The organism is Hymenobacter pini (genome assembly GCF_020421205.1).
GTDB lineage: Bacteria > Bacteroidota > Bacteroidia > Cytophagales > Hymenobacteraceae > Hymenobacter > Hymenobacter pini.
The window spans coordinates 463,512-476,258 of record NZ_JAIZZH010000003.1 but is presented as its reverse complement, the minus strand read 5'-3'; the positions used below and the strand labels follow the sequence as shown (position 1 = coordinate 476,258).

At 61.0% G+C, this 12,747-nt stretch carries 13 protein-coding genes; 8 read left to right on the top strand and 5 right to left on the bottom strand.

Annotated elements, in window-relative coordinates; translation table 11 throughout:
* The first annotated feature begins 1 nt into the window (after nucleotide 1).
* From LF252_RS13350 to LF252_RS13340, 3 genes are all read left to right on the top strand, one after another.
* Nucleotides 2–427, top strand: a complete 426-nt coding sequence (locus LF252_RS13350) for a response regulator (protein WP_226270090.1) — start codon at nucleotides 2–4, stop codon at nucleotides 425–427.
* A 58-nt stretch (nucleotides 428–485) separates the two neighbouring features.
* On the top strand, nucleotides 486–902 hold the full coding sequence (locus LF252_RS13345) for a response regulator (protein ID WP_226270089.1): 417 nt from the start codon (nucleotides 486–488) through the stop codon (nucleotides 900–902).
* A gap of 127 nt (nucleotides 903–1,029) precedes the next feature.
* Nucleotides 1,030–1,875 (top strand): oxidoreductase, encoded by an 846-nt coding sequence (locus LF252_RS13340; RefSeq protein WP_226270088.1) that lies wholly within the window; start codon nucleotides 1,030–1,032, stop codon nucleotides 1,873–1,875.
* Nucleotides 1,876–1,956: 81 nt separating this feature from the next.
* On the opposite strand, the gene LF252_RS13335 is transcribed toward LF252_RS13340, so the two are convergent.
* The 4 genes from LF252_RS13335 to LF252_RS13320 all read right to left on the bottom strand — a co-directional run bounded on the left by LF252_RS13335 (nucleotide 1,957) and on the right by LF252_RS13320 (nucleotide 6,571).
* Nucleotides 1,957–2,652 (bottom strand): hypothetical protein, encoded by a 696-nt coding sequence (locus LF252_RS13335; protein WP_226270087.1) that lies wholly within the window; start codon nucleotides 2,650–2,652, stop codon nucleotides 1,957–1,959.
* Nucleotides 2,653–2,774: 122 nt separating this feature from the next.
* Nucleotides 2,775–3,554, bottom strand: a complete 780-nt coding sequence (locus tag LF252_RS13330; protein ID WP_226270086.1) for a DUF2490 domain-containing protein — start codon at nucleotides 3,552–3,554, stop codon at nucleotides 2,775–2,777.
* A gap of 125 nt (nucleotides 3,555–3,679) precedes the next feature.
* Nucleotides 3,680–6,208 (bottom strand): ATP-dependent helicase HrpB, encoded by a 2,529-nt coding sequence (hrpB, locus tag LF252_RS13325; RefSeq protein ID WP_226270085.1) that lies wholly within the window; start codon nucleotides 6,206–6,208, stop codon nucleotides 3,680–3,682.
* Nucleotides 6,209–6,247: 39 nt separating this feature from the next.
* Nucleotides 6,248–6,571 carry a rhodanese-like domain-containing protein gene (locus tag LF252_RS13320; protein ID WP_226270084.1) on the bottom strand — a complete coding sequence of 108 codons (324 nt, stop codon included), beginning with the start codon at nucleotides 6,569–6,571 and terminating at the stop codon, nucleotides 6,248–6,250.
* Between the two features lie 131 nt (nucleotides 6,572–6,702).
* Here LF252_RS13320 and pnuC point away from each other — a divergent pair, with 131 nt between their 5' ends.
* Genes pnuC through LF252_RS13300 form a run of 4 tightly spaced genes read left to right on the top strand, consistent with a single transcriptional unit; the run spans nucleotide 6,703 to nucleotide 9,284 of the window.
* Nucleotides 6,703–7,329, top strand: a complete 627-nt coding sequence (pnuC, locus tag LF252_RS13315; protein WP_226270083.1) for a nicotinamide riboside transporter PnuC — start codon at nucleotides 6,703–6,705, stop codon at nucleotides 7,327–7,329.
* 41 nt (nucleotides 7,330–7,370) lie between these two features.
* Nucleotides 7,371–7,934 carry an AAA family ATPase gene (locus LF252_RS13310; RefSeq protein ID WP_226270082.1) on the top strand — a complete coding sequence of 188 codons (564 nt, stop codon included), beginning with the start codon at nucleotides 7,371–7,373 and terminating at the stop codon, nucleotides 7,932–7,934.
* A gap of 50 nt (nucleotides 7,935–7,984) precedes the next feature.
* Complete coding sequence (locus tag LF252_RS13305; protein WP_226270081.1) at nucleotides 7,985–8,860, top strand: aldose 1-epimerase family protein; 876 nt, start codon at nucleotides 7,985–7,987, stop codon at nucleotides 8,858–8,860.
* Nucleotides 8,861–8,867: 7 nt separating this feature from the next.
* Nucleotides 8,868–9,284 (top strand): GNAT family N-acetyltransferase, encoded by a 417-nt coding sequence (locus LF252_RS13300; protein ID WP_226270080.1) that lies wholly within the window; start codon nucleotides 8,868–8,870, stop codon nucleotides 9,282–9,284.
* Nucleotides 9,285–9,482: 198 nt separating this feature from the next.
* Here LF252_RS13300 and LF252_RS13295 read toward each other — a convergent pair whose 3' ends face one another.
* Nucleotides 9,483–9,707, bottom strand: coding sequence for a hypothetical protein (locus LF252_RS13295; protein WP_226270079.1), 225 nt, complete (start codon nucleotides 9,705–9,707; stop codon nucleotides 9,483–9,485).
* A 468-nt stretch (nucleotides 9,708–10,175) separates the two neighbouring features.
* Here LF252_RS13295 and LF252_RS13290 point away from each other — a divergent pair, with 468 nt between their 5' ends.
* Nucleotides 10,176–12,653: a TonB-dependent receptor gene (locus LF252_RS13290; RefSeq protein WP_226270078.1), complete on the top strand. Its 2,478-nt coding sequence runs from the start codon at nucleotides 10,176–10,178 to the stop codon at nucleotides 12,651–12,653.
* Nucleotides 12,654–12,747 lie beyond the last annotated feature (94 nt).

The window sequence follows — 12,747 nt, the reverse complement described above, 5'->3', positions numbered from 1 at the left end:
TATGAATTTCAATATTACTGCCTGTACCTCACCGGAGGACGTGCCGCTCACCATTCTGTTGGTGGATGATGATGAGGCCGCCCGTTACCTGGGGCAGCGCCTATTACGGCCTTATGCCCAGCAGGTGCAGTTGGTGCTGGCCACCAACGGCGAAGAGGCCCTCCGTGCTCTGCAGCCCGCCGCACCGGGGTGCACGCTGGTATTGCTGGACCTGAACATGCCCGTGATGGATGGGTTCGAGTTTCTGGAAGAGTACCAACACCTGCCCGTCGAGCAACAGGAGCACACCCGCGTGGTGGTGGTATCTTCGTCAGAATTGCCTGCTGATCAGCGCCGTGCCCGGGATTTAGGAGCTGGTTTTTTGCATAAACCATTGACTTCCAATACTATTTCGGAGCTGTTGACGCTGTTTGGAGCAGCTCAGTAGTTTGCGTGATTATCCGTATTCTGGCGTAAGTTTGTATTCTCTCTATACTGTTCTGGTTATGCCCCAGCTCTCCGCCGTTCTGTTGGTTGACGACGACCCGTCCACTAACTTTCTGAACGAATCCACCCTCTACGAAATGCGCCTGACGGATAAGTACCTGACGGCTGGGAACGGAGAGGAAGCTCTCCGTCTGCTCAAAGAAAACAGCGCCGACGCCACCCACGAAAAGCCACTGCTGATACTGCTGGACATGGCCATGCCCGTGCTCAACGGCATGGATTTTCTGGAGGCTTTCCAAGCGTTGCCCGCGTCGGTACAGGCGTCCACTATCATCGTAATTCTGGCCGTGAGCATGCCCTCCGTTGACTTGGGCCGGCTGGAGCACTTCCCAGTAGCGGGTATGGTAAGCAAGCCGCTCACCAAGGAAAAGCTCTCCACAGTACTGCAGCTGCACTTCAGCAAACAAGGCCGCTAACCCTACCGAACAAAACCGGCCGCGGCTGGTTAGTACCAGCACGTAGCTGTAACAAACGTGTACTGCTGCTTCAGGAGCCCGGCTTCTGAAGCAGTTTTTGTTTCCCCTCCTTTCTTTTCAAATACGTATGGCCACTCCCAAAACCTGGTTTATTACCGGTGTCAGCACCGGTTTTGGTAAAGAACTAGCTGAATACTGCCTGCAACAAGGTGACTCCGTAGCGGCCACCTTCCGCAAGCCCGAGCAGGCGAAGGAGTTCAGCAAAAAAGACCGCAACCGGGCCCGCGGCTTCGTGTGTGATGTGGTGAATGAGCAGCAGGTGCAGCAGGCCGTGCAGGATGCCATTCAGTTTTTCGGCCACCTGGATGTGGTGGTGAACAACGCTGGCTACGGCTCCCTGGGTAGCATCGAGGAAATTGACGACGCTGAGGTGCAGCGCCAGTTTGATGTGAATGTGTTCGGGCCTCTGCGGGTGCTGCGGGCTGTGCTGCCTCACCTGCGCGAGCGGCGCAGCGGCCACGTGCTCAACATCACCAGCATTGGCGGCCTCAAAACCTTCCCCGGCGTGGGCGTGTACAACGCCAGCAAGTTTGCCCTGGAAGCCATTGGCGAAAGCCTGAGCCAGCAAGTAGCGCCCCTCGGCATCAAGGTAACCAACATTGAGCCCAGCGGCTTCCGCACCGAATGGGCCGGTAGCTCGGCTACTTACGTGGATACCAAAATTGAGGACTACCGCAGCACTGTGGGCGAGAACCTGAAAGGCATTCAGGGTTACAGCGGCCGCCAGCCTGGCGACCCGCAGCGCGCCGCCAAAATCATGTTCGACGTGGTACGCCAAGAAAATCCGCCCCTGCACCTGCCCCTGGGCAAAGCCGCCGTGAAAGGGGCCCGCGAGAAGTTCACGCAACTGGTAGATGAGCTGGCTCAGGTAGCCGACCTCGGCGACTCCGCCGACTACCCCGCCGGCGAATAACGCCCGGCGCAATTCGCACAGCTCATAAAAAAGCCGGCTGCCCGTTACGGGCAGCCGGCTTTTTTGCGCAGGTACACGGGGTTAAAACTTAGCCCCTACGCTTAGCTGAAACTCCCGGATATTGTACTCAGCATCGTAGGTGTAAGGCCCATTCAGGTCGCCCTCAAAGTGAGAAGCACCCGGAATAAGCACATTGTAGGGAGTAGTGGAAACAGTAGCCCCCAGCAGCAGCCGGTCGGTGGTGAAGTACAGGCCGGGCTGAATGAACGTGTAGCTGTAGCCGTCTTTACTCAGGTTCACCATCTGTCCCACCGATACACCCGGCATTAGCCGGCCCGACTGGCCCAGGCGTGCGGTGTAATGCAGGCCGAAATCGGCGCGGGCCCGGCTCAATAGGCGGCTTACGTGTTGGTTGCCGTAGGCCGTAACAACGCCGTTGCTGCCGGTTTGGGTATAGCCCGTGCGGTAGTTCAGGTGCTGCATATCCAGCCCCACTGTACCCGAAAGCATCAAGTGTTCCGATAAGGCCCGGAAGCCCATCACATTCATAAAGCCCGAAAACGTGTTGCGTAGGGAAACCCGCCGGTCTTCCTCCGCCGATGAGCGCCCCGAGGTAGGGAAATAGCTGCCCCCTGACGAGTTAGTGCGGAAGTCGCTGATTTTGGGGCCGGCTTCGAAGTAAAAGCTCCATTTGGAGGTGGTGTCCTGGGCGGCAGCTGAGTGAGCGAGGCCAAGAGAAGCGCCCAGTAGGGCAAGGGCAGTAAAAGAGTGTTTCATAGCACGCTGATTAGGGAAAAGTGATACACATTTCCGCTCAGCCAATGATGGTGCCAGCCTCCACTGTTGGGCCACAAAAGCACTCTTTCCGGCCACTAAATACCAGAATTCCAGTAGAAAATTTATCTAGTAATTGCCAGTACCCGCCGCCAGTCGGGGTTGAAGCACAGACTCACCTGCAGATTCTCGTTTTGCTCGGCGCGGCCTTCCTGCGGCACCTGTACCAGTTGGTTGAGGTAGCCAACTTCTACCGAGGATGCCTTGCTCAATTGATATCCTACTCCCAGATACGCGCGGTTCTGCTGAAATACCCGGCCATTCTCGCGCCGCCCAAAACCCAGAAAAATCTCATCGGCCGCTACCAGAAAGGGAGTACCGCCGGTCAGCTCGCGGCCCAGCAACGGCATCACCAGCCGCAACTGGTAACGCATGCGGTTGAGGTAAGTGAAGCTGTGGTCGGGCTGCAGCCGTACCCAGCGCTGCTCAACCCGGTAGCGGTGCTGCAGCTGAATGCGGCTCTTGGCGTCGCGCAACTGCACCTGCTGATACAAGCGGTGCTCGGGCCCGGCCGCATCCGGCACGTTGTCCTCGGCCACGGCCTGCGAGTAAGCGTAGCCCGCCGAAAATAACAGGCTGTTGGTAGCATAGTAGTTGGCCCCGCCCCGAAACACGTTCTGAAAACCCAGTTCCGAGGTGCGGGTGCGCAAAACCTGTACTTCCGTGTGCAGACCCCAGCGCTTGCTCAGGCGGGCATCACTGAACAGCATTAGCCAGGCGTTCTGGCGGGCAAGGGTGGTAGAGCGCGGGGTGGTAAGCTGCTGGGCCGCGCCCCTATGTAGCAGCAGCAACATCAGGCTCGGCAGCAGCATCAGCCCCCGTTTGAGCAGGGTAGATGTTTGCATAGAGTAATGTTACCGAATTGTTGCCTGTGTTACCTAATTGTTAATGTTAAGTTTTAAGTGGTTCTCGATGAATGTGGTAGAGCAGCGGGTGGATGCACCGGGAGGGTTGAAAACCCGCTCTTGCACTACAGCCCGTTCTGCTTCTTGGTACCCCGGATGGCCTGGGCTTCCAGCGGATTTTCGGGCCAGTAGTGCTTAGGGTAGCGCCCCCGCAACTCCTTACGCACCTCAAAGTAGCTACTGGTCCAGAAGCTGCGCAGGTCGCGCGTGACCTGGGCCGGGCGGTAGCCAGGGCTGAGCAGGTGCAGGGTAAGCGGTACCCGGCCGCCGGCTACCGTGGGCGTATCCAACAGCCCAAATACCTCCTGCAGACGCACGGCCAGCACCGGAGCCGCCGGTTCCGAATAATCGAGCCGGATGTGGGAGCCGGTGGGCACTTCCAGGTAGGCGGGGGCCAGCCGATCCAGCTCCTGGCGCTGGGCCCAGCCGTTAGGCAGGCGCCCCAGCAAGGCTTCCTGAAAATCAACCCGGCCTAGTTCCGCCATCGACTTCACCCCGTTCAGGTAAGGAGCCAGCCAGTCTTCCAGTGCCGTCAGCAACGCTTCTTCGGATACATCGGGCCAGTTTTCGGGAAAGTGGTGGTGCAGAAACGCCAGCCGCTCCCGTAACTGCTGTGCGGCTTCGCTCCACGGCAGCCGCGCAATGCCTCCTGCCCGGATGGCTCCCAACAGCACCGCTGTAATGGTGGCTGGCTCAGGGTTAGGCAGGTTCGTATCAGATAGAATGAGAGCCCCGAGGCGGCGCAGGCGGCGGGCCGTAACTCGACCCGCCGCCTCATCCCAGCGCACTTCGTCCTGAGTTTCTATCTGCTCAGCAAAGTGCGTTTCCAGCTCCTGCCGGCTTAGCGGAGCGGCCAGGCTGGCGCGGGGCTGGGCGGCTAGCCCATCTAGCGCCGCCACAGCAAAAAACACGTCCTGCTGCCCAAAAAACTCGGCCGGCAGGGTAGCCCGCTGCCCGCTGATGAGGCGCACCCGCTCCGGAGTTTCGCGCTGGGCCAGGCGGTCGGGGTAGGCTAGGGCGGCCAGCAGGCCGGCCACATCAGGCTCAATGGTGCCCTTCGCCCCGGCCCGGTTACGCAGCACGGCGGCGGCTTCCCGTACGCGGCGCATCCCGGCCCCATCGGGCTGCAGGCCGGGCAGCGGCGCCCGGCCGGTGTGCAACGCTTCCAGGCGCAGCCGCAAATCGGGCGGACCAAAAGAACCATCGGCGGGGCGCAGAATGTCGCGCTCCGTGAGTAGGGCTGCCAAGGCACAAGCCGTAGTTCCATATCCGATTTCCTGCCCGCGTACTACCAGGTGAGCTAACCGCGGGGCCAGGCCCAGCCCGGCCACGGCCCGGCCGTGGGCCGTGGGTTGCCCACTGGGTTGCAGCGCCTGCAGCCGCACCAGCAGCTCGCGGGCCTGGGCCAGGGCGGGAGTCGGGGGCGCATCCAGCCAGCGCAGGGAGGTGGCATCATAAGCACCCCATAAGGCCAGTTCCAGCGCCAGGGGGCTGAGGTCGGCAGAAAGGATTTCGGGAGCGAGGTGGTGGGGCAGGGCCTGGTATTCGGCTTCAGTCCAGAGGCGGTAGCAGGTGCCGGGGCCGAGGCGACCGGCTCGGCCCCGGCGCTGGTCGGCGGCGGCTTGGCTGACGGGTTCAGTACCGAGGGTAGTGAGGCCGGTACGGGGCTCAAAGCGGGGCACCCGGGCATAGCCGCCATCTACCACAATGGTTACGCCCTCAATAGTGAGGCTGGTTTCGGCAATGCTGGTGGCCAGTACCACCTTGCGGCGGCCGGCCGGGGCGGGGCGCAGGGCCGCATCCTGCTGCTCGGCTGGTAGTTCGCCGTGCAGCACGTGAATATCAATATGTTCGGGCAACCCGGCCAGCTTATCGGCCACGCGGCGCTGGTCGGCCAAGCCGGGCAAGAACACCAGCACGTCGCCGGAAGTATGAGTGTGCAGGGCCTCGCGGATGATGGCCGGGGTGAGGTCCTGGAGCTTCTCATGGGGGCGGCTGGACACGGTGGCGGCCCGGCGCGGGCTCAGGTAATAGGTTTCTACCGGGTACATACGCCCCAGGCTGCGCACCACCGGCGCCCCAAGCCAAGCACCCAGCCGCTCCGCATCCAGCGTGGCCGACATGACCAGCAGCCGCAAATCGGGCCGTAGCACCTGCTGGGCATCCAGGGCTAGGGCCAGCCCCAGATCGGCCTGCAGGCTCCGCTCGTGAAATTCATCGAATAGCACGGCCGCTACGCCTTCCAGCGAAGGGTCGTCCTGCAGTTGGCGCGTCAGAATCACCTCCGTAACTACCTCAATGCGCGTTTTCGCCGATACTTTACTTTCCAGGCGCATGCGGTAGCCCACCGTTTGGCCCACCGGCTCGCCCAGCAGCTGGGCCATGCGGGTAGCCGCCGCCCGGGCCGCCAACCGCCGGGGCTCCAGCACCAGAATGCGCCCGTCGTTGCGCCAGCCGGCTTCCAGCAAAGCCAGCGGCACAATGGTGGTTTTGCCCGCGCCCGGCGGAGCCTGCAATACAGCCGTGGAGCTGGTTTCCAGAGTGCTCAGCAACTCCGGCAGGGCATCAAGAATAGGAAGGGCAGGAAATTGCATGGACGGCGAATTGCGAAAGAAAGAGCGGGGTGCTACCAATTAATACACAGGCACCGAGGGGTCGGCCTGCAGGCTCCAGGCGTGAATGCCGCCGCGCAGGTTGAGCAGGTTGGTAAGCTCGTGGCGGTGTTGGAGGTAGGCCAGGGCCTGCATGGAGCGCACCCCGTGGTGGCAGATGAGCACGGTGGGCCGGTCGGGGTCAATTTCCTCAGCGTGGCGGGCTAGCTCTCCCAGCGGAATCAGCTGGCTGCCCTCAATGCGGCAATAGGCAAACTCCTCGGGCTGGCGCACATCAATAAGTTGAATATCCTCGCCTTGCTGGAGGCGGGCTTGTAAGGCAAGCGGAGTAATTTCCGGGAGCATAGCAGCGGGAATCAGCGGGTGAATGGCCGCAGACTCCGCAAAATTACCGCGCTACTCGTTAGCTTTGACCATGCCTCGGAAACCCGCCCGCAGATTGCGCAGCAGTTGATAAGGCTTTACCAGGTTTTTCCGTGTTGCAAGCACTAGTTGATTTCTGGAAGGCTGCTGCTGGCGGCAGTCCGTTGGAGTGGGTAGCCGTACTCACCGGGTTTGCCTGCGTGTGGCTGGCCGCCCGCGAGTCGCTCTGGAATTTTCCGGTGGCCATTGTCAGCTGCGCGCTGTACGTGCTGGTGTATTACCAAGCGGGGTTATATTCCGATGGGTTCCTGCAGGTCTGGTTTATTGGGCTGAGCGTATATGGCTGGTACCAGTGGCTGTACGGCGGCCGTAACGAAACAAAACTGGCCGTGTCGCACACCCGGCCCGCGGAGTGGTTGGGGTGCCTGTTATTCGTGGCGTTTTACACCTTGGGTGCCGGCTACTATCTGCAACACTACACTGATGCTGCCCTGCCGCACTGGGATGCTCTTACCACAGCCATCAGCCTGGCGGCGCAGTACCTGCTGATGCGTAAGCGGCTGGAAAACTGGTGGCTATGGATTGTAGTGGACGTTATGTACGTGCCTATTCTCTGGTACAAGCACCTGTACCCAACCAGCGCCCTTTACGCTCTGTACCTGGGGCTGGCCGTGTACGGCTATTGGGAGTGGCGGCAGGCGCTACGGAAAGAGCAGGCCGCCTTGTCGGGAGCCGCGTAAACCGTATATTTCGTTCTTCACCGCTGATTATCTCCCCTTACGTGCTGCGCGTTGCCCTTACCGGACCCGAATCGACGGGTAAAACTACTCTGAGCCGCTTGCTGGCTGAACATTACACTACTACCTGGGCCCCCGAATACGCGCGTTATTACCTGGAGCAGCACGGCCCGGGCTACTCCCTCGCCGACCTGGAGCGGATTGCCCGCGGCCAGCTCCGGGCCGAGCAGAACGCCATGCAGGCCGCGCAGCTGCAGGGGCGGCCCATTGTGTTCTGCGACACCGATTTGCTGGTAATTAAAATCTGGGCCGAGCATGCTTTTGGCGTGTGTCCGCAGTGGATTCTGGAGCAGATTGAGCAGCAGCAGTACGATTTGGTATTGCTGATGAACGTGGATTTGCCTTGGGAGCCGGACCCCCTGCGCGAGCATCCGCACCACCGCCAGTATTTCTACGATTTGTACCTGCGCGAGCTGCGGGAGCAGATGTCCAACTTTGCCGAAATCAGCGGCGACCCCACCGAGCGGCTGGAGCAGGCCTGCTTTCACGTGGATACTTTGCTGGGCAAAACCGGCTATTGGCGGGCCCCGGCCAGCCTGCGGGTTTAACCTTCGGGGCCGGCTTGCCGTTGGGGAGGCTGATTGCCACTCCCACCCGTATGCTCTATACCCTCGAAAACGACCTGTGCCGCGTAGCCGTGAATACCCACGGGGCCGAGCTACACAGCTTTGTGCGCAAAGACCTGCAAAACCTGGAATACATCTGGCCCGCCGAGGCTGCCCACTGGAACCGCCACGCCCCGGTGCTGTTCCCCATTGTGGGCCGCCTCCCGCAGGATACCTACCAGTACCGCGGCCAGGACTTCCGCCTCACCCAGCACGGTTTCGCCCGCGACCAGGAGTTTCAGCTGCTGCACCAGAGCCCAACTGAGTTGACGTTTGAGCTGCGCGACACCGAGGCCACGCGTCAGCAGTACCCGTTTGCCTTTGCCCTACGCATCAGCTACCGGCTGGCGGGCCCCACGCTCACCATTGGCTGGGAGGTTGAAAACCCTGGCGCCGATGAGCTGCTATTCAGCATTGGGGCCCACCCGGCCTTCCGCTGCCCGCTGCTGCCCGAGGAAACCTTCGAGGACTATGAATTTGTGTTCGACCAGCCCGTAACTTTGCAGCGGCATTTGCTGGATGGAGGGCTGCTCACGGGTCACACCGCGCCCGTGCTGGAGCAGCAAGCTACCTTGCCGCTCAGCTACGCGCTGTTTGCGCAGGATGCACTGGTGTTTAAGCACTTCGATTTCACCCACCTCATGCTGCGCAGCCGCCGCTCGGGCCGCGCGGTGCGGGTGCGCTTCGACGGGTTTCCGTACCTGGGCCTTTGGACCAAAGGGCCCGGCGTGCCGTTCGTGTGCATCGAGCCCTGGCACGGCATTGCCAGCGCCACCACCGGCTCCCGGGAGCTAGCCGATAAGGAAGGAATTCTGCATCTGCGGCCCGGCCAGCAGTTTATTACCTCGCATAGCATCACCGTTGAGTAACCTCTTCATGACCTCCGAAATTACCATCCGCCCCATCAAGGCGGCCGAAACCTACCCGCTGCGCCACGAAGTGCTGTGGCCCCAGGAATCCCTTGATTACGTAAAACTGAACCAGGACGAGCAAGGCCACCACTACGGGGCCTTCCGCAATGGCAAGCTCGTATCGGTGATTTCCTTGTTCATTGACGGTAGCGTGGCCCGCTTCCGTAAGTTTGCCACCCGCCCCGATTGCCAGGGCCAGGGTATCGGCTCCCAGCTGCTGCGCCAGGTGCTGGATGATGCCCGCCAGAAAGGGGCCCAGCGCATCTGGTGCGACGCCCGCGCCGTGAACGAAAACTTCTACCGGGCCTTTGGTCTGGAGCCCGAGGGCAACCGCTTCTACCGCGGCACCATCCCCTACATTCGCATGGCCAAGGATTTGTAGAATTTAGAACTGAGAAGCCAGTGCTTAGAAATGAGAACAAAGAAGTAAGAGGGGAGCCTTTCGTTCTGTTGGCGCATTGCCGGAACGAAGGGCTCCCCTCTCAGTTTGAGTGGTGAAACTGTTAGTGTGCTTCTACATCGTTTATGGCTAACTCAAACAGCTTCTTTGTTCTAAATTCTCACTTCTAAGTTCTGAATTCTACACCTCCACTGGGCGGCGGTTGTAGTCCGGCTCCCAGTCGTTGATGGGGCGGGAAATACCGGGGGGCAGGTCGAAGTCAGGTAAGCCATCATCCAGCGGTTCGCCCCCGTCGTCGTCACTGTCGGGGGTGGGGGGAATGCGCTGGCGGCGGCGCGGAAATGCCAGTAGCAAGCCAACGAATACCAGGGCAACAAACAGGTAGAGTAAACCGGAAGAGAGCATGGCAGGATGGGCAGAGGTGCAACAGCAAGCCGAAAAAAAGAACCGGCCCTTTGGGCAAGAAACGGTAGCGCAGGCCGGGTTGTTTTGGTAGTGCCAGATTTTATGCGGACAACTACCAAGGTTAGCTAATTTACTTGATTGTCAAGAAATAAAGTAGCGTTTGAGCAGCAATTTGTGCGCTTGTTGCTGGCTTGTGTACCCGGGTGAAATGGTGGGCAGTTGAGGATACATTGGAGGCTTTTTGGAGCGAAATAGCCAGGATGAACGGGTAAGACCTCGCAAAACCCAAACTCCCGCTTACCTTTGCGGCATAGTTTAGGGGTGCCCTCCTGCACAGGATGGCTGAGATCATACCCATTGAACCTGCCCGGGTAATGCCGGCGAAGGGAACAAACGATCCGCGAACGAAAAACCTTAGGGTGCCGACCCCTGGCACCGGGTCCGTTCCACCTTTTCCATTTTTCACCAGTGAAAAGTTTAGTGTTTACCGGAGTAGCCTTGCTGGCCGCTACCGGAGCGGCATGGGCGCAAGGGCCCGTGTCGGGTGCAGTGCTGGATGCCCGTACGGGCGTGGCCCTGCCCAATGCCACCGTATTGCTGGACGGCGTAGCCGTAGCCGCTTCCACGGATGGCACGTTTACCCTGCCGGCCGTGGCCGCGGGTGTGCACGAGTTGCGCATCACATTTGTGGGCTACGAGCCACTAGTGCAACGCCTGGAGGGCCAGGCCGGCCCCCAGCAACTGCGCCTACAGCTGCAGCCCGGCGGCGTGCTTACCGGTGAGGCCCTGGTAACGGCCTCCCGCGCCAACGAGCGCACGGCCACAGCCTACACCAACCTCAGCAAGGAAGACCTGGAAAAGCGCAACTTCGGCCAGGATATTCCCTACCTGCTCGACCAGACGCCCTCCGTGGTGGTGAACTCCGACGCCGGCAACGGCGTGGGCTACACCGGCATCCGGGTGCGGGGCACGGGCATTGAGGGCATCAACGTGACGGTGAACGGCGTGCCGCTGAACGACGCCGAAAGCCACGGCGCGTTCTTCGTGAACCTACCCGACCTGGCTTCCAGCACCAGCAGCCTGCAAGTGCAGCGGGGCGTGGGCACCAGCCAGAACGGCAGCGCCGCCTTTGGGGCCTCACTCAACCTGAGCACCCTGGAAAGCCGCCCGCAGGCCTACGCGGAAAGCCAGAACACGTACGGCTCCTATAACACCTGGAAAAACAACGTGCAGTTCGGTACCGGCCTTATCAACGGCCGCTTCACCGTGGATGGTCGCCTGTCGCGCATCAGCTCCGATGGCTATATGGTGCGCGGGGCTTCCGATTTGAAATCGTACTACCTGGCCGCCGGCTACCAGCAGAAGAACACGCTGCTCAAGTTCATCACCTTCTCGGGCCGGGAGAAAACCTACCAAGCCTGGAACGGGGTGCCTGAGCCGGCCCTCACCCGCAACGCCGCCGGTCTGCAGCAGTACGTGGACAACTACGAGCTGAGCCCCGAGGATGCCGCCCGCGCCCTGCGCGAAGGCCGCCGCTACGCCTACTACACCTACGACAACCAGACCGACAACTACCAGCAGAACCACTACCAGCTCCACCTCACCCAAGGCCTGGGAAGTAACTGGAATATGGCCGCCGCCGCCCACCTTACCCGGGGCTTCGGCTACTACGAGAGCTTCCGCGCCAACCGCAAGCTGGCCGACTACAACCTGCCCGACGTGGTGCTGGGTACCGCGCCCAACACCACCACCATCAAGCGCACCGATTTGGTGGACCGCAAATGGCTGGATAACTACTTCTTCGGCGGCATCTTCGCGCTGAACTACCAGCCCGCCGACGGCAAGGTGCAGGCTACGCTGGGCGGGGGCTGGAACCGCTTCCTCAACGACCATTACGGCGAGGTTATCTGGGCGCGCTACGCCTCCACGGGCAGCATCCGCCACCGGTCCTACTTCAACGACGCCACCAAAACCGACTACAACGCCTACGCCCGCGCCATCTGGCAGGCTGCGGAAAAGCTGAGCGTGTACGCCGACGTGCAGGTGCGCCGCATCAACTACGAGCTGGGCGGCATTGAGGACAAGCAGGTGCCCGTATCGGCCAAGGCCGATTACACCTTCTTCAACCCCAAAGCCGGCCTCACCTGGCAGCTTTCTGCTGGCCAGACGCTATATGCCAGCTATGCCGTGGCCCACCGGGAGCCCGTGCGCTCCGACTTCACGGACCGTCCGTTGTATGATGCCGGCCCCAAAGCTGAGCAGCTCCACGACCTGGAAGGCGGCTACCGCCTCAACCGCACCGTGAACAACCAAGTGCTGCGGGCTGAAATCAACGGGTTCTACATGCGCTACCGCAACCAGCTGGTGAATACCGGCCAGCTCAACGACGTGGGGACCCCGCTGCGCACCAACGCACCCCGCAGCTACCGGGCCGGCGTGGAGCTGACGGGCGCCTACCAGCCGCTCACCTGGCTGAGCCTGAGCAGCACCCTCACCCTGAGCCGCAACCGCATTCTGGACTACCGCGCCGTGACCTACGATAAGGACTACAACCCGGTAATTGCCTCCGAAGGCCGCACCACCACCATTTCCTACTCGCCCAGCGCTGTATCGGCGCATACGGTGGAGGTAATGCCGGTGAAGGGCCTGCGCGCGGCCCTGCTCTACAAAACCGTGAGCCGCCAGTATCTGGATAACACGGAGTCGGCCAACAAGGCCATTGCTGCCTACCAGGTGCTAGACCTGCGTCTGCGTTACACCGTGCAGCCCCGGTTTATGCGGGAGCTGGAGCTGGGCTTGCTGGTGAATAACCTGCTCAACCGGGAGTACGTGGCCAACGGCTACACCTACGGCTACCCCGATGCCACCGGCCAGCAGCTCACCTTCAACTACTACTATCCCCAGGCCACCCGCAACTTTCTGGCTTCGGTAGGGGTGAAGTTTTAAGCTGAGTTGGCGGTTTATAACGCGCAATTTACCAGAACGTCATTCCGAGCAGCACGAGGAATCTTGCGTGCTGACGTTGTTACCACTGCACCAT